Source organism: Thalassobacillus sp. C254 (assembly GCF_001310615.1).
Genome location: NZ_BAXQ01000001.1, coordinates 290,371 through 315,665 on the forward strand (window position 1 = coordinate 290,371; position 25,295 = coordinate 315,665).

Annotated in this window: 25 protein-coding genes, 7 pseudogenes and 1 other annotated feature; all 32 genes and pseudogenes read right to left on the minus strand. The window is 41.3% G+C overall.

Going from position 1 to position 25,295, the window contains the following annotated elements:
* Positions 1-2: 2 nt before the first annotated feature.
* The 32 genes and pseudogenes from JCM19033_RS01685 to hemC all read right to left on the minus strand — a co-directional run bounded on the left by JCM19033_RS01685 (position 3) and on the right by hemC (position 25,177).
* Positions 3-1,184 carry a ribonuclease E/G gene (locus JCM19033_RS01685; protein WP_157049696.1) on the minus strand — a complete coding sequence of 394 codons (1,182 nt, stop codon included), beginning with the start codon at positions 1,182-1,184 and terminating at the stop codon, positions 3-5.
* Positions 1,162-1,509 carry a S1 RNA-binding domain-containing protein gene (locus JCM19033_RS23060; protein WP_157049697.1) on the minus strand — a complete coding sequence of 116 codons (348 nt, stop codon included), beginning with the start codon at positions 1,507-1,509 and terminating at the stop codon, positions 1,162-1,164. Before JCM19033_RS23060 ends, JCM19033_RS01685 begins: the two co-directional genes overlap by 23 nt.
* A gap of 208 nt (positions 1,510-1,717) precedes the next feature.
* Positions 1,718-1,861: a hypothetical protein gene (locus JCM19033_RS24030; protein WP_198153385.1), complete on the minus strand. Its 144-nt coding sequence runs from the start codon at positions 1,859-1,861 to the stop codon at positions 1,718-1,720.
* Between the two features lie 82 nt (positions 1,862-1,943).
* Positions 1,944-2,546, minus strand: a pseudogene (locus JCM19033_RS01690) (M50 family metallopeptidase); the annotation flags it as partial.
* 19 nt (positions 2,547-2,565) lie between these two features.
* Positions 2,566-2,763, minus strand: coding sequence for a peptidoglycan DD-metalloendopeptidase family protein (locus JCM19033_RS01695; protein ID WP_054635053.1), 198 nt, complete (start codon positions 2,761-2,763; stop codon positions 2,566-2,568).
* An 8-nt stretch (positions 2,764-2,771) separates the two neighbouring features.
* Positions 2,772-3,386, minus strand: coding sequence for a hypothetical protein (locus tag JCM19033_RS01700; protein WP_054635054.1), 615 nt, complete (start codon positions 3,384-3,386; stop codon positions 2,772-2,774).
* Between the two features lie 219 nt (positions 3,387-3,605).
* Positions 3,606-3,785 carry a hypothetical protein gene (locus JCM19033_RS01705; protein WP_054635055.1) on the minus strand — a complete coding sequence of 60 codons (180 nt, stop codon included), beginning with the start codon at positions 3,783-3,785 and terminating at the stop codon, positions 3,606-3,608.
* A gap of 504 nt (positions 3,786-4,289) precedes the next feature.
* Positions 4,290-4,696 (minus strand): annotated as a pseudogene (locus JCM19033_RS01710) (ArsI/CadI family heavy metal resistance metalloenzyme).
* Positions 4,697-4,775: 79 nt separating this feature from the next.
* On the minus strand, positions 4,776-5,063 hold the full coding sequence (locus JCM19033_RS01715; protein WP_054635152.1) for a metalloregulator ArsR/SmtB family transcription factor: 288 nt from the start codon (positions 5,061-5,063) through the stop codon (positions 4,776-4,778).
* 177 nt (positions 5,064-5,240) lie between these two features.
* Positions 5,241-6,041 (minus strand): septum site-determining protein MinD, encoded by an 801-nt coding sequence (gene minD / locus JCM19033_RS01720; RefSeq protein WP_054635056.1) that lies wholly within the window; start codon positions 6,039-6,041, stop codon positions 5,241-5,243.
* Between the two features lie 117 nt (positions 6,042-6,158).
* On the minus strand, positions 6,159-6,572 hold the full coding sequence (locus JCM19033_RS01725) for a septum site-determining protein MinC (RefSeq protein WP_054635057.1): 414 nt from the start codon (positions 6,570-6,572) through the stop codon (positions 6,159-6,161).
* The gene (locus tag JCM19033_RS01730) at positions 6,569-6,886 is read right to left on the minus strand and encodes a hypothetical protein (protein WP_198153386.1); all 318 of its coding nucleotides are present in this window, start codon (positions 6,884-6,886) and stop codon (positions 6,569-6,571) included. The genes JCM19033_RS01725 and JCM19033_RS01730 overlap by 4 nt, the downstream gene beginning before the upstream one ends.
* 318 nt (positions 6,887-7,204) lie before the next feature.
* Positions 7,205-7,729 carry a rod shape-determining protein MreD gene (gene mreD / locus JCM19033_RS01735; protein ID WP_054635059.1) on the minus strand — a complete coding sequence of 175 codons (525 nt, stop codon included), beginning with the start codon at positions 7,727-7,729 and terminating at the stop codon, positions 7,205-7,207.
* Positions 7,729-8,663 (minus strand): annotated as a pseudogene (mreC, locus tag JCM19033_RS01740) (rod shape-determining protein MreC). Before mreC ends, mreD begins: the two are co-directional and overlap by 1 nt.
* Positions 8,664-8,678: 15 nt before the next feature.
* Positions 8,679-9,722, minus strand: coding sequence for a rod shape-determining protein (locus JCM19033_RS01745; RefSeq protein ID WP_054635060.1), 1,044 nt, complete (start codon positions 9,720-9,722; stop codon positions 8,679-8,681).
* 420 nt (positions 9,723-10,142) lie between these two features.
* Positions 10,143-10,770: pseudogene (gene radC, locus JCM19033_RS24865) on the minus strand (DNA repair protein RadC).
* A gap of 130 nt (positions 10,771-10,900) precedes the next feature.
* Positions 10,901-11,479, minus strand: coding sequence for a nucleoside triphosphate pyrophosphatase (locus tag JCM19033_RS01755; RefSeq protein WP_054635061.1), 579 nt, complete (start codon positions 11,477-11,479; stop codon positions 10,901-10,903).
* A 206-nt stretch (positions 11,480-11,685) separates the two neighbouring features.
* Entirely contained in the window at positions 11,686-11,979 is a 294-nt protein-coding gene (locus tag JCM19033_RS01760) for a hypothetical protein (RefSeq protein WP_198153387.1), read from the minus strand.
* Positions 11,980-12,005: 26 nt separating this feature from the next.
* Positions 12,006-12,434 (minus strand): SPOR domain-containing protein, encoded by a 429-nt coding sequence (locus tag JCM19033_RS01765; RefSeq protein WP_198153388.1) that lies wholly within the window; start codon positions 12,432-12,434, stop codon positions 12,006-12,008.
* A complete protein-coding gene (locus JCM19033_RS01770; RefSeq protein ID WP_054635064.1) occupies positions 12,389-12,607 on the minus strand; it encodes a hypothetical protein in 219 nt (72 codons plus the stop codon). Before JCM19033_RS01770 ends, JCM19033_RS01765 begins: the two co-directional genes overlap by 46 nt.
* Positions 12,608-12,784: 177 nt before the next feature.
* Positions 12,785-13,213 (minus strand): A24 family peptidase, encoded by a 429-nt coding sequence (locus JCM19033_RS26995; protein WP_306301188.1) that lies wholly within the window; start codon positions 13,211-13,213, stop codon positions 12,785-12,787.
* Positions 13,214-13,236: 23 nt separating this feature from the next.
* The gene (locus JCM19033_RS27000; protein WP_306301199.1) at positions 13,237-13,512 is read right to left on the minus strand and encodes a prepilin peptidase; all 276 of its coding nucleotides are present in this window, start codon (positions 13,510-13,512) and stop codon (positions 13,237-13,239) included.
* A gap of 195 nt (positions 13,513-13,707) precedes the next feature.
* The gene (locus tag JCM19033_RS21820) at positions 13,708-14,253 is read right to left on the minus strand and encodes a glutamate ligase domain-containing protein (RefSeq protein WP_198153389.1); all 546 of its coding nucleotides are present in this window, start codon (positions 14,251-14,253) and stop codon (positions 13,708-13,710) included.
* Positions 14,234-14,989 (minus strand): folylpolyglutamate synthase/dihydrofolate synthase family protein, encoded by a 756-nt coding sequence (locus tag JCM19033_RS21825; RefSeq protein WP_083465218.1) that lies wholly within the window; start codon positions 14,987-14,989, stop codon positions 14,234-14,236. The genes JCM19033_RS21820 and JCM19033_RS21825 overlap by 20 nt, the downstream gene beginning before the upstream one ends.
* A 75-nt stretch (positions 14,990-15,064) precedes the next feature.
* A pseudogene (locus tag JCM19033_RS01785) lies at positions 15,065-17,710 on the minus strand (valine--tRNA ligase).
* 121 nt (positions 17,711-17,831) lie between these two features.
* Positions 17,832-18,065: a binding site (T-box leader), on the minus strand.
* Between the two features lie 454 nt (positions 18,066-18,519).
* Positions 18,520-19,191 (minus strand): hypothetical protein, encoded by a 672-nt coding sequence (locus JCM19033_RS01795; RefSeq protein WP_054635066.1) that lies wholly within the window; start codon positions 19,189-19,191, stop codon positions 18,520-18,522.
* The gene (locus tag JCM19033_RS01800) at positions 19,191-19,523 is read right to left on the minus strand and encodes a hypothetical protein (RefSeq protein ID WP_054635067.1); all 333 of its coding nucleotides are present in this window, start codon (positions 19,521-19,523) and stop codon (positions 19,191-19,193) included. Before JCM19033_RS01800 ends, JCM19033_RS01795 begins: the two co-directional genes overlap by 1 nt.
* Complete coding sequence (locus tag JCM19033_RS01805; protein ID WP_054635068.1) at positions 19,513-20,796, minus strand: LysM peptidoglycan-binding domain-containing protein; 1,284 nt, start codon at positions 20,794-20,796, stop codon at positions 19,513-19,515. Before JCM19033_RS01805 ends, JCM19033_RS01800 begins: the two co-directional genes overlap by 11 nt.
* A gap of 281 nt (positions 20,797-21,077) precedes the next feature.
* Positions 21,078-22,362: pseudogene (hemL, locus tag JCM19033_RS01810) on the minus strand (glutamate-1-semialdehyde 2,1-aminomutase).
* A 125-nt stretch (positions 22,363-22,487) separates the two neighbouring features.
* Positions 22,488-23,466: pseudogene (gene hemB, locus JCM19033_RS01815) on the minus strand (porphobilinogen synthase).
* A complete protein-coding gene (locus JCM19033_RS01820; RefSeq protein WP_054635069.1) occupies positions 23,466-24,245 on the minus strand; it encodes a uroporphyrinogen-III synthase in 780 nt (259 codons plus the stop codon). The pseudogene hemB and the gene JCM19033_RS01820 overlap by 1 nt, the downstream one beginning before the upstream one ends.
* On the minus strand, positions 24,242-25,177 hold the full coding sequence (gene hemC / locus JCM19033_RS01825) for a hydroxymethylbilane synthase (protein WP_054635070.1): 936 nt from the start codon (positions 25,175-25,177) through the stop codon (positions 24,242-24,244). The genes JCM19033_RS01820 and hemC overlap by 4 nt, the downstream gene beginning before the upstream one ends.
* Positions 25,178-25,295: the final 118 nt, after the last annotated feature.

The following is a 25,295-nucleotide window of genomic DNA, read 5'->3' on the forward strand; positions in this document are numbered from 1 at the left end:
CCTTACTTGCTGCGTTTTAATTTTTTTGCCCGCTCCTTGACCGTCTCCTCGCTTGCCAGCAGCCTCACATGAATTTCCTCATGAATATGAGGGAGAGCTTCTGAAAGGTAAATTTTAAAACCATACCGTTTCTCCAGTTCATGAACATAGTAGTGGCTGTTTTTATCATTTAAAAAAGAAAGAACCTTAGCCGGCACTTCTAACAGCATAGCTTCCTCTTCCATGAAACGATATTCATGAATCAGACGATCAGTTCTTGCAGCCAGTGCTTCAGCAGAAGGTTCTGTGCCTTTCCCAACACACACACTGCAGGGATCTGAAAGAGTATCATTTAAATTCTGTCTAACTTTTTTCCTCGTCATCTCAACGAGCCCAAGCTTGGTCATCCCGGCTACGTTTGTTTTCGTTCGGTCTTTTCTTAATGCATGTTTAAAGGCCTGAAGAACTTCCTCTTGGTCTGTCTCATTTTTCATATCAATAAAATCTATAATGACAATCCCGGATACATCTCTTAGACGGAGCTGTTTTGTTATTTCCTTAATCGCTTCAATGTTTGTTTTCTTAATGGTTTCCTGCAGATTGTCACTTCCAGTAAACCTTCCTGTATTGACATCAATAACGGTCAAGGCCTCTGTCTGGTCAATCATGAGATAGGAGCCGTTTTTTAACCATACCTGCCTCCGGAGAGCTCTTTCAAGTTCCTTTTCTACTCCGTGCACAGAAAATATATTCTCTGTCCCTTTATACAATTCTACCTTGTTTGTATCTTTTGGGTCGTGCCGAAGAAGATGTTTGATGTGCTGGCTGTCCACCGGATTGTCAACCAGAATACGGCTGATAGTGGTAATGGGAAAGTCTCTGATGATTCTATCTACTATGCCTCCTTCTTGATGAAGCACAGCCGGGGGCTTAACATCTCTGCCCCTATTACAGATTTCTTCCCAGTCTTTTCGTAAATACGCCAGGTCTTCTTTCACGTCATCAATAGCTAACCCTTCACAGATTGTACGAATAATCATTCCTTCCTCTGCTTCTTTCATATCGTGTCCATGTCTTCTCCACTCTTCCCTTATTTCTTCAGCAGACATCTTCTTAGAAACCCCTACATAGTTGCCGGAGGCATATACACAATGTATTTCCCCGGAAGTGAGACCACTCCTGTCAAACGGCTCCTTTGGTGCCAAACTCCTCTTTCGTTACCTGGACAATGATTTCTTGTCCCTCATGGACAAATTCGGAGATGTTTCTCTTTCTCTTTGTATCCTCTTCTTCATTAAGCTGCTGATATGCAAGGACTTCATCACGATATAGAAATCCGTTTTTACTGCGGCCTATATCCACAAAGGCCGCCTGCATGCCAGGGAGTACATTCACTACCCTGCCTTTGTAGACATTTCCTACTAAACGCTCTTCTTGTTGTCTTTCAATTAGAATTTCTGCTACTTGTCCATTTTCTTTAATTGCAGCTCTTTTTTCTAAAGTTACGGTATTTAAAATAACCTCTCTCAATGTATGCGCCCCCAGTCGAAGAGACTCTCTATCCCGATTTTTCTTTATTATAAGACCTCTGTTTGTTCCATTGCCTTTCTTTTTTCCCGGCTAAACATGATAAAATGCAATAAAAAGCCGACTCTTCTGCCGGCTTATTCCCTGGCTTTCCTCTCTATTATAAACGATCTGCTCCTCAACATATCCTTCCCATAACAAAAACCTTCCATTACCTTTTGTCTGAGGTAAGGAAGGTACTGAAAGACTTCATGCCAACATTTTCTCTGGTAATACCATAAAGAAGCTCTTCTTCCGATACCTTTTCCCCGTTTTCTTCGATCAGGAATATCGTATGTGCATTTTTTCGAATCATCTTAGCAGCATCAATCAGTCTTGTGTGTTGAGAGACTTTTTTCTGTTCTTGATGGAAGAACACCCTTTACAAACATTCTGTTTCTTTCTAATAAAAACCTGAAAAAACCATACGGCTGCTGCTTCCGTTCTAAATAATGAGAAATATATAGAAATAACAAAATGACCCATGATTGTAAATGATAGGGGAATGAAAGAATTGTACCTATTGTTAAAAATACCAAAATAGAAAAGGAGAGTACAAGAAAATATTTTTGCGCTTTACGATAAGGCATAAAAGCAGTGCTGGCAAAAAAAAGGAGCTTACCTCCATCAAGGGGCCAGACAGGAAGAAGGTTAAAGAAGAAAATAACCCCATTATGAAACAAAAAGGTTTGATGGTCTGCTGCATTCCAATATGGAGTAAGCAGCATAATAAAGGAAAGGCCAGCCAGCAGCACATGCTGAATTGGCCCGGCGATGGTCACGGCTATTTCCTCTTTCAGCGGCCTGTTTCCATATTCATTTATTTCGGCAACTCCCCCGAAGGGAAGAAGCTCTATTTTTTTAATACGCCACTTATACTTATGGGCCATAAACGCGTGGCCCAGCTCATGAACGAAAACGATGAAAAATAACATAAGAATTTCATAAAAGTATCCTGTCACAATTCCGGTTGCTATTACTACCCAAAATAGAGGATGGATTCGAATTTTTTGCAAAATGCTAATCAAAAGAAATCACTTCGCTCGGATCAATGTATTGATCCTCTTCTTTTAACGCGAAGTAAAATATTCCGGATTCACTTCCTTCTTGAGTATTCACTTGCCCGATGTTTTCACCAGCTTGAATGTGATCATAAAGCTTAACTTCAACTTCCTCCAGCATTCCATACCATGATTCCCCACCATCATAGTGCTGCACAGCTACCGCTAAGTCCCATTCTTCATGAGGCCTGCATGAATGACAATTCCTCCCCGCACAGCTTCCACATCAGCAGCACCAATGGTTTCAAGCATGATCCCTTTACCATTTTCAGTAAATGATTCTGTTACTTTTCCTGATGCAGGCACAGCATATTCTGCCTGGTAGGCATCTGCTGGTTCTGCTGCTGGTTGCTCGTCCTCTGGCTTAGGCATAAGTGCCAAAGGCTCCCCAAATCTTTCTTCATACCAACTTGAAACAGCAGCAAATTGAAATTCATTTTGATAGGAAGCTTCTATATATTCTCTGGCACCTTCAAATGCTGGATGACTTGTTTTGAATAATATACCGATAAGCAGGAATAAGCATAATGCAGCAAGGCCCTGCATCACAAACAGATATCTGCTTTTGGTCTGTGCTTCTGTCTTTTGTTCAGTCTCTCTCCATGAGTAAAATTCCGGCTCATGCTGCGGCATTTCATCATGACTGGGGTAATAGCCAAAATTGGTGGGAGTTACGTCTTTGTCTTTGTCTTTTTCTCTTTCCCTGTCTCTCATCCTTCCTTCTATTCCTCTTCGCTTTGCATCTGCTTCTCTTTTAACCTTGGAAAGCTTCTTAGACATTATCGGCCCCTCCCTGGCGGGATTCTCTTGCTTCATGTTTATGACTTGTCCTTTTGTTTTATTCCAGTAGTGAGGAGAGATGGAAACGGCAAGAGAAGTCTTTCCCATTTAATTGTACGAAGGGCAATTATGTATTAACACTGTCAAAGAACATATCAATTGCAATAGTTTAATAGAAATTTGCATAAAAAAAATCACCCCTGAAATCAGAGTGATAACTTAATTCTCTTGAGCGTCTTTTGGCAGACTGTTTCGCAAACGTGCTTTTTCGTAGATGATTGTCATTTGCGTCGTATAACGTTTAAGATCTTCAACTTCATTAACCTCTTTAACTTTAGCCTGGAGATTTTCAAGCTTTTCTATATCTTCAGGTGTTAAATACTCATGTTTACTAATCATATCAGGCCCTCCCTTCAGAGTGCACTTCCTAACAAATCTCTTATCCAGTATGACCAGTTATCGCCATTTCATACTTTTCCCGAAAAACATGTTCAATACTCTTTTTTTAATGGCTTTGTTACAATTTGTTGTTAATTGTTGGTAAAAGACGCTTACTTGCACCTAAGGAACAAGTGCGACATCCCTTCAGCTTCTTTTGGATAACGTTCGCTGGCTTCATCTGCATCTGCTATCCCCGAAGGTCTCTCGCGCTTTTATATCAACAAAATGACTTACAAAAAATCAACATTAGCCTTTAACAGAGCCTTTATAATAAGGAAATCAAAGATATTTAGGTAAGGTAATAGAGGGAGAATGAGGTTCTTACTAAAAATATACCACATTCAGAAAAGCCAGGTAAAATATATGGACTCTCAGAAAATTTTAATAACCTTTGTTTCTGCTTCAAAAATTATTTCAGTTGAAAAAGCTAATATGACAGCCCATTCCTGCATCATTTTTCTATTAAGATACACAGCAGCCATCAACATCATCCTGGACTGCTTGACTATCCTTGTTCTTTGTATAAAAAACTCCCACTCATTACCATCCGGGTCATTGATCCAAAATTTATCCTGCAGGGCATAACAACAGTTTGTGTTCATTTCTTCTGTAATCTGAGATCCTGCTTTAACTAGACGCTCTTTATGTTTCAGGAGCACTTCTCCGCTTTTCACTTGAATTCCAAAGTGACCCACTTGGTTTCCATGTACTTCATTAACAAGGTTCAAAGTGAAGTTAAGAGCTAAATTTTCAGGCATAAACTTAGCGTAATTTTCTTTTACCTTAACAGGATTTTCTCCAAAAAGATCTGTGTAAAAATCAATGGATTTCTTCAGGTTAGTAACATGTAAACCAATATGAACGTTCATTTTTTGCCCTCCTGTTAAATCAATTTTTTTTGATGTATAGAGTAAAAAAATGACATGGCGTCACTTTTTACTTTCATTATCAACGAAACAGACAGCATAACTCTTCAGATAATAGCTTATTTACTTCCTGCTGGTTGAGCCGGTAATAGCTCCACGTTCCTTTTGTTTCTTGCAGAATAAGCCCTGCTTCTTTTAATACTTTCAAGTGATATGACAGCTTCGATTGAGACATATCAAAAATGTCCATCAAGTCACACACACACGTTTCTCCACTTCTGGTTAATTCATGCATGATCATTAGACGCTTTTGATCCGCAAGAGCTTTGAATTTTTTTTCATAAAGGGAAAACGTTTCCTCCGACGTCATAAAAGCGGCCGCTTTTTCCATATTTTCACCTCATCAAATATTCTTGATCTATATATACTATACAACAACCTGAATTTATTGACAACAATTAATCAAATATTTTTGATTAATTGTTGTCAATAAACCCGTCTGAACAAACTGTATCCTCAAAACACAGAGTTTCAGACGGGAAGTTCACTAGGCTCTCATTCCAAAAAAACTTTTCACTTTTGCCATGAATCCTTTTTTCTCATCAATAGATAGTAAAGGAACAGATTCACCTAAAATGCGCCGGGCTATGTTTCTATAACACATAGCTGCTTTAGTATTGGGATTGGTAGCAATAGGCTCACCTTTTTGAGCAGCTCTTAACACCTCTTCATCATCAACTACCATTCCTAATAGATCAATCGCAAGAATAGAAACCACATCATCGACATCAAGAAGATCTTCCTCTTTCATCATGTGAGTCTTCACACGATTTACAACTAATTTAGGAGGCTCAATTGATTTTTCCTGTTCTAAAAGACCAATAATCCGGTCTGCATCTCTTACTGCAGCTACATCCGGTGTTGTCACCACAATCGCTCGATCCGCTCCGGCAACTGCATTTTTGTATCCTTGTTCAATACCAGCAGGACAGTCAATTAATACATAATCATAATCCGGCTTAAGCTCTTCAACTATTTTTTTCATTTGATCAGCATCCACTGCTGATTTGTCACTTGTCTGCGCAGCCGGCAGTAAATGCAGGCAGTCAAACCTCTTATCTTTAATAAGAGCTTGCGGGACTTTACAACGGCCTTCTGCCACATCTACCAAATCATATATAATTCGATTCTCCAACCCCATAATGACATCCAAATTTCTAAGGCCGATATCTGTATCTACTAAACATACATGTTTCCCCTGCAATGCTAAGGCTGTTCCAATGTTCGCTGATGTGGTCGTTTTACCGACTCCGCCTTTTCCCGATGTAATAACAATAGCCTCTCCCACAGCAATTCCTCCTTACTGACGTAACAGCAGCTGTCTTCTCTCATCAATGTTTCTTCTGTCTTTGCCTCGATAAGTAAGATGACAATTTACATTTATACCTTCATACGATCTCACGTTCTACAACCCTTCGAATGTTCCGTTTGCCACATGAGGGTATAGTTGACCCAGCTGTCGAGTTTTTTCAAAAGCTACTTCTTTTGTTTCCCGATGTATGTATGCATAGACCGGTTCTTCATTTGTATATTCATTATCTTTTTCATCCTCATACCGGTCAGGAGCATAATAAATGGTGTTACCTATTGATAATTGATTAGGTTCCATCACTGAAGCACATATAACAGTATCCTCATTCCCATCTACTCCGGCACGGACTGTTCCTTTTAAGGTTCCCATAACAAACACATTCCCTGTAGCCTCGACTGTACCCCCAGGGTTAATATCCCCTAACAAAAGAGCATCTCCTTGAATGCGAAGAACCTGTCCTGATCTAATGATCCGGGCAATGGATGTTATGGAGGATTCTTCTTTCATTTTTTCAGCTTCTTCAGTGGAATCACCTGGGAAATGATGTCCTGGATCTTAATGACTCCTGTGCCTTCAATGATCTGCTGGATTTTGTTTCGATGATCCTCCTGCAAATAGCGATACCCTGTGTCTACTTTCACTTCAACTTCAGGTCCATTGCCAAACGCCTGCTTATCTGCTACTTTTTCTGTAAGTTCTTCCATGAGTGCCTCAAAAGAGCACTGGTCATCTAAAAGGATTGTCAGCCCATCCTTGGTACCTTTAATCGTCACTAAATTTCGTTTTGAACCTGTTTTCATCTGCCTCACCTCTACGGGCACATCCAAGTTGCTTTGAGAGTTTTCATTTACAATGCTGCTCTTTATCTTTTGAACAGTTGTTATCCTATTTAGAGGCCCATTTCTAATTTATACCTAAGTTACGTGTTCCACATTAGTATAGCAGGGGTGGTCCCAATAAGTTCCTTTTCAGCTAAAGTGAATAATTAGTTTACTTACCTTATGGGAAAAATCCCCTCAAGTTTATTGCGGCAAAACCTATACATTGTGTTGTTTTTTCAGTTAACAGTAATACATTCCACATAGAAAAGTGATATTCCTGCATAGCAGTCTGTGTTTCTCGTATGTTTCGACTTTTTTCTATCTTTGCCTGAGTTCCTCTTGTTTTTCCATTTTTTCAAAGAAAGCCTGCAGTGGAAACAGCATAAGAATGCCGATCACACCATTTAATAAAAGAGATGGAAGCAGTCTTGTATTTAGAAAAACAGCCCACTCCATCGCTGTCAGGCCAATTACAGAATGCAGTCCATACGTAAGTATCTCAAAAATAATAACTGCTAACAACAAAACGCCAGTAAGCAAAGGCAGGCTCCTCTTGACCGACGTATAAGAAAACGCACATATATAGGCTACAAGCCCCAAACCAAACATATATATTCCAATTAAATCTGTAAATACAAAATCATAAAAAACTCCAGCTCCCACGCCATATAAAACACCTATCAGAGGACCGCGGAAAATCGAGATTAACACAATGACTATTAATACAAACCTGGGAACAAATATGGCCTCCTCAGTTAAAGAAGGAGGAAAAAAAATTTGGAACCAGGTACTTTCAATTAAAAATAAAAAAACCAGGAGAGCAGGAAGAATATACCGATTCATTACTCTCCCCCCTCCTCTGTCATTTGCTCTTCGATCGCTTCTTCCGATTCATCTGCTTCATCCTCTAAATATTCTTGCAGCATGGAATCTTCCAAATTATCGGTTGTTCGCTCTATGACACTTACGTAATCAATATTATGATAATTAGCTGCAGGCTCTACAACCGCGTTCATAGTAAGACCATATTCATCCGGTTCCACTTCAACAATCTCACCAATAACAAGCCCGCGAGGAAAAATACCTCCCAGTCCCGACGTACTGACTAGTTGTCCCGGCTCTATTTCAGCTTCCGATTCAATCTTTCTGAGTAGAAGACCTTCCCTGTCTTCATCCCAGCCTTCCACAAAAGCAAAGACCGGGTCTTCATCTGTGTGAATCATAGCAGAAACTCGGTTTGTTCGGCTATCATCAGATAATAGTTGAACTGTTGAAGTAAATTGTGAGACATTCTGTACCTTACCAACAAGCCCCTCAGGCGTGATGACAGCCATATTCCTTTCTATTCCATGCTGGGAACCCCGGTTAATTCCAATAACCTCTGTCCATTGGTCAGGTGAGCGATGTATCACCATGGCAGAACGCATGACGTAATCAGAGAGACTTTCTTCGGCATCTATCATGCTTTTTAAAGTTTCATTTTCCTGCTTCAAAGTTTGAAGCTCGGCTGAGGTGGCTGCATACTCATCAAGACGGGATTTCAGCAATTGATTTTCTTCATACACATTACGTAAGTCTTGCACGTTTTCAAAGACGCCGCTACATAATGAGCGGGCCTGCTGAATACTGATTGTACAACGCCTACGGAATCTCGGGCAAACTGCTCAGGCCATGTTACTGTTTCCCTTTCTCTGAGGGAAAAACCGATCAATGCCACCAGGATGATAATGGAAACCATTAATATAATCAGGCGCTTATTTGAAAAGAAATGAGGCATAAACGGACACCTACTTTATTGTAACTTACGGTTAGATCGCGAAGTAATGCCTGCTTTTGAATGAAACAGATGCAAGTTTTCAAGTGCTTTTCCTGTACCAATTGCCACACAATCCAAAGGATTTTCTGCTACATGGACAGGCATGTTTGTTTCTTCACTCAACACCTTATCCATATTCCGAAGCAGCGCCCCACCGCCAGTCAAAACGATCCCCCGGTCCATAATGTCTGCTGCTAGTTCCGGCGGAGTCTGTTCCAGCGTACTTTTTACATTTTCCACAATTGTGTTCACGGTATCCTGGAGTGCCCCTGAAATTTCTTCAGCTGTAATGGAAATCGTTTTAGGGAGACCGGACACTAAATCTCTTCCCCTGATTTCCATATCCTCTACTCCCTCAGGTGAGCCTGCTGACCCAACTTCCATTTTAAGAGCTTCAGACGTTCTTTCTCCAATCATCAGGTTGTACGTTTTTTTGACATGATTGATAATTGAATCATCCATCTCATCACCAGCTACTCTGATTGATTGGCTCGTAACGATACCGCCCAAAGAGATAATAGCTACTTCTGTTGTCCCGCCGCCAATGTCGACAACCATGCTTCCGGTTGGCTCCCACACAGGTAAATCGGCACCAATCGCAGCGGCAAACGGTTCTTCTATCGTAAATGCCTCACGGGCACCGGCTTGTTTCGTCGCATCCTCAACCGCTCTCTTTTCCACGGCGGTGATTCCTGAAGGCACACAGACCATTACATTGGGCTTACGGGTAAACATGGAACGGTTTTTTTGAGCTTGATTAATAAAATAATTCATCATTGTAGCAGTTGTGTCAAAATCAGCAATCACACCGTCTTTCATTGGCCGGACCGCTACTATATTTCCAGGTGTACGGCCAATCATGTTTTTAGCATCATTCCCCACCGCTTCAATCGTACCAGTATCGGTACGCATGGCAACCACTGAAGGCTCTCTGACAACGACTCCTTTACCCTTAACGTACACAAGTGTATTTGCGGTACCTAAATCGATACCAAGATCTCTTGAAAAACCACCCAACATCTATGTATCTCCCTTCATTGTTCACTTTCTATTTATTCATTTTAGTTACAGTTTTTGTTTGTCCCTTTTTAGAAAACATGTGTTCATCTTATACAGGAACTTTCCATCTTTTGGCACAAAAATGAGAGCATCTCCTTATCATTCGCTTTGGTAAGCGAAGACCCTGCTGCCTTGGTCCATCCTCCTCTGAATGCCTCTGCCTTCAGTAAAAGATGTGAAATATAAGGGAAAATGCTCTTCACATAAGCCGAATTTCACAACTAGTCTTTATTATACTTAATCTTATTAAAAAAAAATAGCCTAAACGTTTGGTTTTGAAAATTTAATTATTTTGTATGAGTAATAGAAAATCAATGGAGGGACTGAGACCTAGAAAAGTGGGAATTAAAGAGGTTATTCCTGATAGGGGTAGAGTACTTACTATATACATCCTTTTTCCTTCAAGCTGATAAATTGCCTGTCCCCAATAATGACATGATCAAGGACTTCTATTCCTATGATTCGTCCACATTCAATTAAGCGTTTGGTCACTTCAATATCCTCTTTACTTGGTGTGGGGTCCCTGAGGGTGATTATGAAGGCATATTACCGAAGCGGCTGAACGTTTTAACGCTTCTTTAAACAATTCTCTTGGATGGACAATGCTTGAATTTAAACTTCCTATAAAAAGAGTTTGTCGATGAAGAACTTGATTTTTTGTATTCAGACAAAGAACGACGAAATGTTCCTGTGTTAAAAACCGCATTTCTTCCATTACATATCTGGACACATCTTCTGGACTCCGAATGACGTAGCGTTCATCTGCCTGATATGTATAGATTCTTTTGCCAAGCTCAAGAGCAGCTCTGATTTCCACCGCCTTTGAAATACCTATCCCTTTTACTTTAGTGAGCTCTTCTATGGTGGCTTCCTTTAAAAGGTGAAGACTGTCGAATTGATAAAGCAGTTCCTGAGCAACGTGCATCACCGATGCGTTTTTGGTACCGGTACGGAGCAGGATCGCTAACAATTCATTTGTAGAGAGCCGGTCTGGACCTTCTTTTACCATCTTTTCCCTTGGTCTTTCACGTAATGGCACATCCTTAATAAGAAATGAAGAATCTGTCAAATTGTTTCCTCCTTTAATATGGTAAGGGCCGATCCCTTCCCCTCTTCTGCAGGGAGAAGAGACCGATTCCTCAGTTATTAAAATAGGGATAAACGTCAAATTTTCTTAGTTCTCTCACTAAACGAGCAACAGGAAGCCCGACAACATTAAAGTAATCACCATGTATTTCTTTCACTAAAAAGGAGCCTATGCCTTGAATTCCGTAACTTCCTGCTTTATCAAAAGGATCTTTTGTCTTCACGTAACTTTCTATTTCTTCAGAATGTAAAGGATAAAAAGTCACATCTGTTTTCTGGTGAAAGGAAAATGTTTGTTCAGGAGAAATTATCGATACGCCGGTATAAACGTGGTGCGTAGCATCAGATAAATCCGCTAACATTGTTCTGGCCTCTTTTTCACTCTTTGGCTTGCCCAGAATCGTATTATTGAATACTACAACTGTATCTGCACCAATAACTACACTCTCTGGGAAGTCTTTTGCTACATGCTTTGCTTTATGAACAGCTAAGCGTTCTACCGTACTTGCAGGAGAATTACCAGGAATTATTTCCTCGGGGATGTTGCTTTTTACGACTGTGAAGGAAAAACCTAGTGTGGAAAGAAGTTCTTTGCGCCGGGGGGATCCTGAAGCTAAAATAAGAGAATTCATAAGGGGCAACCACCTTTTCAATAAGATACGTAATGTATCTATTGTACAAGGTGCAGGTCTAGTTTACCAAATGCCCCATATATTTTCAATAATATTCTGAAACCTTCGAGAAACGTTTGTTCTATTCTACACCTTCAATAAATTTTTCATAAGATAGTACCGTTTTCATTGCTTCCTGATGACTCTCTTGTGCAGAGGAGCCATTTTCAGCTTTTTTCAAAAGCTATCTTTAAGTTTTCAAAGAAAGCCTGTCCTTCTTCGGGAATTTCTCCTTTCACTTTCTCGTATAACTGCTCTGCTTCGGCTGCATCTTGCGACAGCTCCACACTTGCGGAACTGCTTATAGCGCTTCCTGATTGTTCAAGTAAGCTCTCCAGTGAAGAGCGGCTCTTTTCAAACCAAAGCTTCCCGTCATCACTCCATGAATCCAGAACAGGAGCAGGTATGTTTCTGGTTTTCAGGAATACTTCACTCCCCTGCTCATTATAATAAGACTGCATTACAGAAGCATTTTCCCGGGAAGGCATCATCCTACCAGCAAATAATATAAATCACCGTCGTCGGTTAATAATGTTGGGAACCCTTTCTGTTCTAACCCTGCTTTCATCTCTTCTCCTTTTTCAAGGGTCGAAAAAGCTCCAGCCTGCACTATATTAAGATTCAACTCATTGTTATAGGAAGCAGCAACTGCAGAAGACTGTTCAGCTGAGGCAGGAAGTGCAGAGGAAGATGTGCTCGCTTCGCCTCCTGGGCTGCCAGTTAATAAATGAAGGACAATAAAGCCAAACAATAATCCCATAACCATTGCTCCGCCAATAATCATAGATATCTTTAACGGCAAACCTTTGAAAGAATCCTGAAAGCGTCGTTCATTTTTCTTTTTTTTACGATTAAAGGGGAGGCCGGGACTCAAATCTCTTTTACCATCATCAAGGGGGCTGTCTTTTCTTTCCATTGTTTTTTCTTTTTTCCAAAGTCAATGACTTTCAGCTGCGGGGACGAATCGTCATCTTCCTTCTCCTTTCCATCCTCTTTTTCCGTAAAAGAAAGAGGCTTGGACTCCCTTTCTTTCTCTTCATCCTTACCATACAACTTAAAGGAGAGACGGTTATTATTATCTTTACTCATGAACATTAACCCCTTCCCACGTAGCCTTTCTGTTCATTAGCCTGTCCTCTGTACTGATTTCACCTTATCATACGCCTTGCAAAAAAGAACAAGACATTTGTCGCCTTGTTCAGGACTTTTTTAGTCTGATCATTCTGACATCTTCAACAATTTATTTACCTAACCTTAACCACTTATTTATAAGTATAAGCCTGTATACCACTTTATGACTTTTTCACCACTGAAAAGGCAAATCAAAGCTCCTAAGACGATAAAGGGGCCAAAAGGGAGAGGCTTCCCCTTTGCTACCCGGCCTGTTATCATTCCTAATCCACCTATCATACTGCCTATACATATGGATAAGAAAAAGAGGAGAAGTACTTCTTTCCAGCCAAACATAAGGCCAAGAACAGCAAACAGCTTAATATCTCCACCTCCGATTCCCCCATTGCTTACCAGGGCGATAACGTAAAGGAGAACAAAGCCTGTCAAAGCTCCTGCAAACGGACCCCACCATGGATCTAATGGAGCAACGCTCATTCTGAAAAAAAGAAGAACTCCCCCAGCAGTAAGGAGTACCTTGTCAGGAATAATCATGTATGCCAGGTCACTTACAGTGATAATCATGCACATGGAAAGAAAAACAAGCGCTAGTGCAAGCTCCCATGTAAAGCCAAATACAAGCCAGGAAGATAAAACAAGAATCCGGTGGAAAGCTCTATAAGCGGGTAAAAGAGGGAAATTGAATTACGGCATGTGCGACACTTGCCTTTTAAAAAGAAGTAGGAAAAGAAAGGAATTAAGTCAACGAACGTTAATGGGGTGTGACAAGAAGGGCAATGAGAACGAGGGGAAACTACCGAAGTACCAATGGGAATTCGCAAACCAGCAACATTGAAAAACGAACCCATTGTAAGACCTGCCATGAAAAAATAGACTCCTAAGATCCAGGCCACCACAACACCTGCCTTTCAATATAATGAATTATTTTATCGGGTTTTTTCCAAGTTGTTCAATTTATTGTACCATAAAAACTTTTTTTAAACGTGTATAACTTATTCTTAAGGAACTTTTATTAAAAAAGCCAGATGTTCTTTATAAATGAACATCCGGCTTCTTATTTACTGTTTTATTTCAGAAATGAAGTATAAGGACCCACAAATGACAATGACATCATTCATGGATGCAGATTTCTTTGCTTCCTCCATAGCCGTCTGCCAATTTGGCACTTCCTGCATCTCAAAAGGAGACTTCTCTTTTATTTCAGCTGGAGAAGCAGCCCTTGGAAAATCAAACGGTGCTGCAAAAGCAGACCCTATGCGAAGAGATGACAAGGGCAAAAGGAGTTCATAGGCGTTCTTTTCTTTTGTCATAGCAAAGATAATATGCACAGTTTTATCAGGGTAACGTCTATTCAGCGCTTTGGCCAAACTTTCCATTCCCTCTTTGTTATGAGCTCCATCAAGGATGATTGTTGGCTTTTCCTTAATAATTTCAAACCTTCCCGGCCAGTTCGCCTTTTTCAGCCCGTTACTGATGTGATCGTCATCCACGGGAAGAGCATAAAACATTTTTAAATACCCAATCGCCATCAGAGCAGCAGCAGCGTTTTTCACTTGATGCTCACCTTCCATCTCAATACGGAGCTCAGGGTAATGTTTGAACATAGAAGAAAAAAGAAAAGCTCGAGCCAGTTTCAGCCTCATTATTATTGTTTATAAAAAATTCTTTTCCTAATGTATACATTTTCGTGCGATTTTGCTCCACGGTCTCTTTAAATATGGCAAGAGCTTCTGGCTTATCTTCGCACGTAATCAGAGGCACGCCGGATTTTACAATCCCTGCTTTTTCTTTTGCAATCTCTGGAATGGTCTCTCCTAAAATATGTTGGTGATCGTGACCTACATTGGTGATGACACTAACCATTGGGTGCATAGCAGTGGTAGAGTCGAATCTGCCTCCTAAGCCTACTTCCCAAATCACAACATCTGGATAAGCCTTTTTTGCAAAGTAAAGAGCAGCAATCACTGTCAGGACTTCGAACTCTGTTGGTGCTCCAAGAGGTGTAGTAGCAAGCTGCTCTGTCAAAGGTTTCACAGCCGCTGCATATTCAAGGAAGTCTTCTTTGGGTATTGAATGTCCGTTAACTGAAATTCTTTCACGGAAATGGGTTATATAAGGAGAGGTAAAAGTCCCGACTTCAAGGCCGGCTTCGTTCATCATGTACCTTAAAAAAGTAACCGTCGATCCTTTTCCATTTGTCCCGCCCACTTGAATAGACTTAATACTCCGCTCAGGATTTCCAAGGGCATCCAGCATATAGTTTACTCTTTCTAATCCTGGCTTGATTCCTAAAGGCACAAGGCTATGTAACCATTCTTTCGCTTCCTCATATGTATTCATTGTTGTTTCTCCTTTCTTAAATGAACAAAGAGCCACCGCGGAATATATGCGGTGGCATCCCTGTCATACAAACTCCTACGCTTTCAGCTCCTCAATTCTTGCAATCACCTTTTCTCGTTTTTCCAAATAATCCTGTTCTTTTGCTTTTTCTTCATCAACGACTTTCTGAGGAGCTTTTTTGACAAATCCTTCATTCGAAAGCTTCTTTTGCACCCGCTCTACTTCTTTATTAAGTTTTTCTTTTTCTTTTTCCAAACGGGCAATTTCCTCTTCCAAATCGATAAGCCCTGCCAGCGGAAGAAATAATTCTGCTCCTGTCAACACCTGAGAAAGAGATTTGTCAGGTGGAGTAAGGTTTGTTCCTATCGTCATCGTTTCAGGGTTACAGAATTTTTCAAGATAGGCCTTGCCTCTTTCCAGCTGCTGTAGTCTCTCTTCATTTGCTGCCTGTATTTGAATTTCAATTTCTTTGCTTGGGGGAACGTTCATTTCTGCTCTTGTGTTACGTACGGAACGGATGATCTCTTTTAACAGCTCCATATCCTTTACTGCGCTTGTATCCTTTAGATTTTGCTCAGATGTCGGCCAGGAAGCCACAGTAATCGACTTTCCTTTGTGGGGAAGATGCTGCCAAATTTCCTCTGTAATAAACGGCATAAACGGATGGAGAAGACGCATGGTCTGATCAAGAACGTAAGCCAGCACAGATCGTGTGGTTTTCTTCGCTTCTTCATCTTCCCCATAAAGCGGGAGCTTCGCCATTTCAATGTACCAGTCACACAGATCATCCCAAATAAAGTTGTAAAGAAGACGTCCTACTTCGCCAAATTCATAGGTATCCATCAAGCGCGTTACATCATCGATGGTTTCCTGCAGCCGAGTGAGAATCCAGCGGTCAGCGATTGTTTTTTCTCCGCTTATATCGATGTTTTCATAGCTTAACCCTTCCATGTTCATGAGAGCAAATCGAGAGGCATTCCATATCTTGTTCCCAAAGTTCCAAGTAGACTCTACTTTCTCCCAGTGAAAACGAAGGTCATTTCCTGGACTGGTGCTTGTCGCCAGGAAGAAGCGCAGGGCATCTGCTCCGTATTTATCAATGACATCCATCGGGTCTACCCCGTTACCAAGAGATTTGCTCATTTTCCTGCCTTCCGCATCACGCACCAGGCCATGGATCAGTACGTCCTTAAACGGACGCTTGCCAGTAAACTCAAGGCCTTGAAAGATCATCCGTGAAACCCAGAAGAAGATAATATCATAACCAGTAACAAGGACGTCTGTAGGATAGTAGCGTTTGTAATCTTCTGCTTCTTCATCCGGCCATCCCATAGTGGAAAAAGGCCATAGGCAGAACTGAACCATGTATCAAGCACGTCTTCATCCTGCTCCCAATTCTCTCTGTCAGCAGGGGGCTCTGTACTTACATGTAACTCACCTGTTTCCTTGTGATACCAGGCAGGAATTCTGTGTCCCCACCACAGCTGACGGGAAATACACCAGTCACGGATATTTTCCATCCATCTTAGATAGGTTTTTTCAAAACGGTCAGGTACAAAGTGAACTTTTTCTTCCTCTTTCTTCTGCAGGTCAAGTGCTGCGTCTGCCAAAGGCTCCATTTTTACAAACCACTGGTAGATAAATATGGCTCGACTACCGCCCCGCTTCTTTCTGAATGTCCGACGGAGTGTACATGATCTTCAATTTCAAACAGAATCCCTTCATCCTGAAGATCTTTTACAATTTGCTTTCGACATTCAAATCGATCCATTCCCTGGTATTTCCCTGCATTATCATTCATTTTTCCGCCTTCATCCATCACAAGCACTCGCTCAAGGTTATGGCGGTTTCCAATTTCAAAATCATTAGGATCATGGGCAGGAGTGATCTTCACAGCTCCGGATCCAAATTCCATATCTACATAATCATCAGCCACAATTTCTATTTCTCTCCCTACAATAGGGAGAGTCACTTTCTTTCCGATCAGTCTTTATATCGTTCATCCTCTGGATGAACAGCCACCGCAGTATCTCCAAGCATCGTTTCAGGTCGAGTTGTCGCGACTTCAATGTGGCGGCCGGAACCATCAGCCAAAGGATATTTCATATGATAAAAGTGACCCTGCAGGTCCTTATACTCCACTTCAATATCTGATAAAGCCGTCTGGGTCGATGGGTCCCAGTTAATAATATATTCTCCCCGGTAAATTAATCCTTTGTTATAGAGTCGGACAAATACTTCTTTTACTGCCTGGGAAAGTCCTTCGTCCAAGGTAAAACGTTCACGTGAGTAGTCCAGCGACAAACCAACTTTAGACCACTGTTGACGGATAAAGTCTGCATATTCTTTTTTCCATTCCCAAGAAGTTTCAAGGAACTTTTCTCTTCCAAGATCATAACGGCTTTTACCTTCTTCTTTGAGCTTGCCTTCCACCTTTGCCTGTGTTGCAATCCCGGCGTGATCCATGCCTGGAAGCCAAAGCATATCGTAGCCCTGCATCCTTTTTGACCGGGCAATAATATCCTGCAGCGTTGCATCCCAGGCGTGTCCTAAATGTAAACGGCCCGTAACGTTTGGGGGAGGGATAACTATCGTGTAAGGTTCTTTCTTTTCATCTCTTTCTGCTTCAAAGAACTTCCCTTCAAGCCAGTACGGATACCATTTTGCTTCAGTTTCCTGAGGATTATATTTTGTAGGCATTGAAACTTCTTTATTCGACATATTCATTCTCACTCCTTAATTAACATCAGTTGAGACGTTTGTCATCCATCTTCCTGATTGCTGTTATGACATCAATTTGAGTACCATCACTAAAAAATATCATAAAAAAAGACTCTCCTCATCAAAGGACGAAGAGAGCCATTCGCGGTGCCACCTTTGTTCACAGCAACATATGTATAAAGCAATGCTGTACACTCTGGACAGATAACGGATGTTCCCGGCTTCTCCTACTGTTCTGTTCAAAGAAGCTGCTCAAGGATGACTTTCCATTCTTCCTGCCTAAGGAACTTTACAGCCTGGAGTTCCTCTCTCTGAAGGTGGATAGGAATGTACTTCTTCCTCTCATAGCATGATTATAAATGTATGTATAACACTACAGTATTATATTATATTTTACTCTTAAACTGTTTTTTTCGTCAATGATTCGTGTGTTTTTGTTACTTGTTTCTATCAGCTCACTTCTCCGCAACAATTCAAACGTACGTGCATAAACTATACAATAATACTTTGAAGGAGTCTTGATTTTATGGGACATTATCCAGGTTATTACGGTCCCCCTCCATATAAGCCCCCGCACAAGAAAAAAAAGCGCCGGTTTCGCTGGCCTTTATGGATGAAGCGGCTGCGGCAGGCTTTTGCACAGCTCCTTTTGCCTTTGGTCTGCTTTCAGTTACTCAGAACGTTATTTCTCCCCACTACAGTAGACGTTTTCCTTTTGATATTTCTCCTTATTCTTTACTTGTATTTCCTTTTTACACCTTAATCATACACGGTTGGTCACATCCTATTAGAAAACAATCCCCTTCCGCTCAGGAAGGGGATTGTTTATAATGCTGCTCGTATAAATGAGAGGAAAAGCCATATAAGCGTTTATACAGCCGGACGTGAAGCTCCACCAATCTGACATACTCTTTTTCTAAGGCCCTTGACCTCTTTGTTTGATACTCTTTTATAGGAGAAACCAATGAATAGGGAGAAAGCAGGTGGCTTAAAAATAAGGAACGGTCCGCTTCCGCTAAAGGAAACTGTTTTTCATATTTGGTCATCCAACGATAAGCATCTATGTTGTCCCATAACCCCTTTTCAAAGCTGTCCCTGAAAAAATATGCAAGATCCCATGCCGGACTGTCGTCTCTTGTTTTTTCAAAGTTAATTAAATACGTGTTTCCCTGGCTGTCTATGACTGCATGTTCTACTGACGGACATCCATGGCACCTCACAGTCCGAACTTGCTGTTTTTCTCTGCTGATCTCAAGCCAGGTGTTAAAGTGCTTTTGTGATTCCTGGTAAAGCTGATGGATAAAAGGAAAATGAGTCAGGACCGCAAGCTCAAAAGGAGAGAAGTAATGTTTGCGTTCTATTTCATCAGCATATCGTTCCAGTTCTAACAATTCCCTTTCCTTTTTTCGCTGTACTTGTTCCCCAAAGGAAGTTACGTACTCATCTGCACTTTCTTCCATTCTCTCGCTAAATCGATGCATCAGTCCCAGCGTCTCAAGTATACGTTCTTCTTTCCCGGCAGCGTGTCTCGTATCTTCAAGTACCCAGGCATAAGGTAATACGTCGCGTTACTTCCTTGTACTGCAAAATCTCCGTAGCGGTTTGGATATAAAGGAACAACAGAGTATATTTGCTCTCTCTCAAAGTAACGCATGGTTTGTAAAAAACGATCCAGGGAATCAGCTGGAAACTGTGATTGTTTCAAAGCAAAGGTTCCCTGATAGCATTCAACCTTAAAGACGTTTCCAATCCTTTCCCACTTGTTTGGCTTTAACCCGTAACTCTGCAGGGTCTGCTTAATTTCAGGATTCATTTTTTCGGGAGGCTGTTACAGGAATATACAGAATTTCTCCTTCTTCTATATGTTCACTATCCAGCCTGTTTACTCTAAGGAGGTGAGAAGTTGTAAGATCATATCTTTTCGCAATGGTATCCAGCGATTCATTTTCCTGAATGATGCACATTTTCAATCGGGAAAATTCCTCTTCTCCCTTCGTGAGTACCTTTGTTAAATATAAAGAGTTTTCATCCTTAGAGGAAGAGGATACAGCCGGCACAGTCTCTTGTTCTTCAGCATCCTCACTTTTTTCCTGTTCTTCTGATCTCGGCTCAAAAGAAACCACGGTTTGTTCTTCTTCCCTGTTCAAAGGAACGGTTTTTTCCTCTGCAGGCTCAGTCAGCTCCTCCTCTTTTATCTCTTGATGCCGCACCTGATCATCAGGATTTTCCTCTGTTTCTATTGTTTCTTCAGTCTCTATTGTTTCTTCAGTCTCTATTGTTTCTTCTGTTTCCTCTGTTTGCTCAGCTTTTTCTTCTGGCTCTACTGCTTTCAGGCTTTGATTCTCTTCTAGGCTGCTAGTCCGTTCACCAGCCTCTTTATAGGCTGCCATCTCTTCTGGATCCTTTTTATAATAGACACTTACCTGACTTTCACTTTCTTCAGCTTCTGGAAGCTTCGTATTCCTCTCTTGGGTTTCTTCATTACCTTCCTTCATTGACGGGAAGATATTATCCCTTTCTTTTACTTCTACATCTTCCTGTTGTTCATACCTCGGCTGATCGGCTTCCTTTTTTGCTTCGGTGAAAAAGGAAGGAAATGACTCAGGCCAATTTTCAGTGTAGGGACGGCTTGATTTCTGTTTTCCGCTTTTATGCTCTTCTTTCATGCCAGAAATAGTTATATCGGCTGTTAGCTGAATACACCCAGGATCAGGAAGGTCATAATCAAATCCTTCAACCTGTACGAAAATATCATCTAAGTTCTGTATACGATGTAAAGGAATGGTGACATCAATGGGAAAGAAATGTTCAATCTCTGCTTCTCCATTTTTATTTACTGTCGCTTCTTCTACTACTTGTAAATTAGCCCGATGGTCTTCTTGTAAAGAATCTTCCTCTTTGTCTTGAATATAGTATTCTCCCTTTAAATGGAGGCCACCCTTAATCACTACCTCTTCTTCATGTTCCTCAATTCTAATGTCTGGTTCTAGTCCCAGAGAGATAATTTCCTGGATTTTTTGGCCTTTATTCAGCCAAACAGACTCCTCAATATTAAAGGAAAGGGTTGAGGCATGCTCATGAGTCACAATAACGTCCTCCTTTATTTCACATAATCAACACAGTCTTCTATTAAGTTCTAGCTGTCCGTTTCAGGGCTGGGTGTACAATTACACTCTATGACCTCAGAGAAGTTTTTATGAATAATCTCCTTGTTTCTTCCCTATTCCTCTCTCTTGTTTTGTCAGGTCGGTAGTTATTCTATCTTCCAGGTGAACACTCCTTTTCAAGAAGAAAGTAAAGTGCTTATTCTGGGACAAGTACTCAGATGCCTTAAAAAAACCCCCTGGCTCGGCCAGAGGTTTTATTCTTATTTGATTTTCTCAAAGGCTTTTTCTGCTGCGTTAATTGTCGCTTCGATATCTTCTTCTGTGTGCTTTGTAGATAAAAACATCCCTTCAAACTGAGATGGCGGAAGAGAGATCCCTTGCTGCATCATTTCTTTGAAATATTTTGCAAACAAGTCTAAATCTGAAGTGCGGGCACTCTCAAAGTCCACAACTTCTTCGTTTGTGAAGAAGAAGCCTACCATAGAACCTGCATGATTTGTAGTATGTGGGATTCCATGGCGCTCTGCGGCTTGAGATAGCCCTTCTGCCAAACGCTTGCCCAGTTTATTAAATGTTTCATAATTCTCCTCAGTAAGCTGGTTCAGTGTTTCAAATCCCGCAGTCATAGCAAGGGGATTACCTGACAAGGTCCCTGCCTGATATATGGGACCGCTTGGGGCAATTTGTTCCATGATTTCTCTTTTTCCTCCAAAGGCACCTACCGGAAGCCCTCCTCCAATAACTTTTCCTAAGCAGGTAAGGTCAGGTGTGACTCCAAACTCTCCTTGAGCACAGTGATAGCCGGTTCTAAATCCTGTCATCACTTCATCAAAGATAAGAAGGCTTCCCTTTTCTTCTGTCAGCTGCCTGACCTCTTCCAAAAATCCCGGCTTAGGAGGAACGACTCCCATATTCCCTGCTACCGGCTCTAGAATGACTCCAGCAATGTCGTCACCAAACTTCTCAAAGGCCAGCTTTAGGCTTTCAATATCATTGTATGGAACGGTCAACGTATTTTCTGCTACTCCTCTAGGGACACCTGGACTGTCCGGCAGCCCTAGAGTGGCAACGCCTGAACCTGCTTTGATCAATAGAGAATCCCCGTGGCCGTGGTAACAGCTTCCATTTTCACAATTTTATTTCTCCCTGTGTACCCTCTCGCCAAACGTAATGCACTCATTGTTGCTTCTGTGCCTGAGTTACCATTCTAACCACTTCAATAGAAGGAACTCGCTCAATTACAAGCTCTGCAAGTTTAATCTCCATTTCATGACTTGCTCCAAAGCTCGTTCCTTTTTCTGTAACCGCCTTCAGCTGTTCTACTACATGTGAGTCAGCATGTCCAAGAATGAGAGGTCCCCATGATAACACATAGTCAATGTATTCATTACCATCCAAATCAAAAATTCGGGCTCCTTCTCCTCTTTCCATGTAAACTGGGTCATGTTTTACCCCTTTATATGCTCTAACAGGGCTGTTCACTCCACCTGGCATCAGAGGCTCGGCTTTGTTAAATGCTGCCTTGGATTTTTCAAAAGATTTCATGCAAGCACCTCATTTCATAATTTCCAATCTCTCGATTACATTAAGCATTCCTTTATAGGGTATCAAAATTTCCTTACCTTGTCTTATTAGAAAGAGAGAAGGCGGATTATTTCCACCTTCTCTTTTTATTTTTCTTCGTCTATCCATCTGGCAGCGTCTTTTGCAAAATAAGTTATGATTAAATCCGCACCAGCTCTTTTCATACTGGTCAACTTTTCAAGGACAATTTCCCTTTCATTAATCCAGCCATTCATTGCTGCTCCTTTAATCATAGAATATTCCCCAGATACATTATAAGCCACTACAGGGTATCCAGTTGAATCCTTTACTTCACGCATTATATCCAAATAAGAGAGTGCCGGTTTCACGATTAAAAAATCTGCTCCCTCTTCTACATCAGAATTCGCTTCTCTCAGAGCCTCAAGCCTGTTAGGAGGTCCATCTGGTAGGAATTACGATCGCCAAACTGGGGAGAACTATGAGCTGCATCCCTGAAAGGACCGTAAAATGCTGAGGAAAACTTAACAGCGTAGGACATGATTGGAACATCAATGTATCCGGCTTCATCAAGACCTTTTCTAATAGCAGCAACAAAGCCATCCATCATATTTGAAGGGGCAATAATATCCGCGCCGGCTTTTGCCTGTGAGACTGCGTCTTCGTCAGGAGGTCAAGTGAAGGATCATTCAATACCTCTCCGTTTTCAATGACACCACAGTGGCCATGATCGGTAAATTGACATAAGCATGTATCAGCAATCACTGTAAGTGATGGATTGTTGTCCTTAATTTGACGCACTGCCTGCTGTACGATGCCGTTTTCTGCATAAGCCTCGGAACCGCAGTCATCCTTTTCTCCTGGAACGCCAAATACGATAACAGCTGGAATATCAAGGTCCTCAACTTGATTCATTTCCACATTTAACAGATCAAGTGAAAGCTGGTACACCCCGGGCATTGAAGGAACCTCATTTTTTACCTTTTCTCCTTCTACAACGAAGATTGGATAAATTAAATCTTCCTTGCGTAAAAAAGTTTCTCGAACCATGGCCCGTAGTCCAGGTGTTTTTCTTAATCTTCTGTGTCTATGAAAATTTGTTTCCATTATTTTACCCCCTTGATTTCTCTCATTGCCTCCATCATGCCATCAACCGTATAATGTAGTGCTGTATAGATGAATGAAAAACCCTTTCTTTCTGCTTCAGCTTTTGTCACCGGGCCAATACAAACAACTGGAACCTCTTTCACCCACTGCTTCCAGTCATCTTCCTCTAAAAGATTTGTGAACGCCTGCACCGCACTTGGACTGGCAAATGTTAAAATGTCAATCTCTCCACCCTGTATTAGTTCTTTTAAAGCTGGAGCTGAAGCTCTTTCTGCAACATTTCTATAAAGAGGAACTTCTTGAACAAAGACTCCCTGTTTCCTAAGTGTATCAGCAACCACTGTTCTAGCTTTATTGCTTTTTGGAATCAGTACCCGGTCATCCTCGTCAAGAAAAGATGACAACTCTTCAGCCAATACCTCTCCAATAAATTTTGAGGGTACAAAAGAGGCTTCACTTCCATGCTTGCGAAGTGCCTGCTTTGTTTTTTCCCCTACGACTGCAAAACGGCACTGTGCCGGAAGTACAGCTTCTGCTTCTGAAACGGCTTCAAAAAAGAAATGAACAGCGTTTGCACTCGTAAGAATAATCCAGCTGTACTTGGTCAGATCATGAAACTCTTGAATCAATTCCTGCCACCGTTCTGCTCTTTCCAGCCGAATCAAAGGAAGGACTTCGGCTTTTCCACCTTGCTCCTCAATTCTTCTGACAAACCCTGCCGCTTGGCTCTGCTGCCTGGTAACCAGTACTTTTTTACCGGCCAGGAAGCCTGGCTTCATGACTGATCCAGCTCCGCTTTAACACGGTCCAGAATGTCAGTTGCCCCTCTTTTCTTTAATTTTTCTGCTACGGCTTTTCCTAGCTTTTCAGGATCGGTTCCAGTCTCTGTTTCTTGTAAAATAACTGAACCATCAGGCTCGCCAACTAGGGCTGATAACAAAATCTCCCCGTTTTCATGTAAGGTAGCATACCCCGCAATCGGCACTTGACAGCCGCCCTCAACGCTTTGAAGGAAGGCTCGTTCAGCCAGTACTCGTTTAGCCACACCTTCCTCATGAATATGTTGAAGAAGGTCAATAACCTCCTGATCATCTTTGCGGCATTCAATGCCTAAGGCACCTTGGCCAACAGCCGGAAGACAAACGTCTGGCTCTAAAAATTCGGTAATCATTTCATTTTCCCAGCCCATTCTCTCAAGACCGGCTGCCGCTAGAATAATAGCATCGAAGTTCTCTTCCCTCAGCTTTCGAAGACGTGTTTCAATGTTTCCACGGATCCATTGCACCTTTAAATCCGGGCGCCTTGCCAAAATTTGAGCTGATCTCCGCAGGCTGCTTGTTCCGACAATAGATCCAGGCTCTAAGTCATCAAAACGAACGTGGTCGTTTGATATAAGTACATCGCGAGGGTCTACGCGGTTTGTAATTGCTCCAATAGTAAATTCTTCTTGTAGTTCCCCAGGCATATCTTTTAGACTGTGAACGGCCAGATCTATTTCCTTGTCTCTCATGGCCTGTTCAATTTCTTTTACAAACAGACCCTTCCCTCCAACTTTAGATAAGGTTACATCTAAAATCTTATCTCCTTTGGTAACAATCTTTTTTATTTCAAATTCATAAGGAAGATTATATTTTTTTAATTCATTAATAACCCATTCAGTTTGTTTTAAGGCAAGATTACTTTTTCTAGAACCAATAACGATTTTTCGCATACTACGCCTCCGCTTTCCTAAGTTTCGATTTCTATTCTACACGAATAGACAAGATACAATCAAAAAGTATAAGAATATTTTTTAAACAGGCATACAGAAAAACACCTTTTATGCCTGC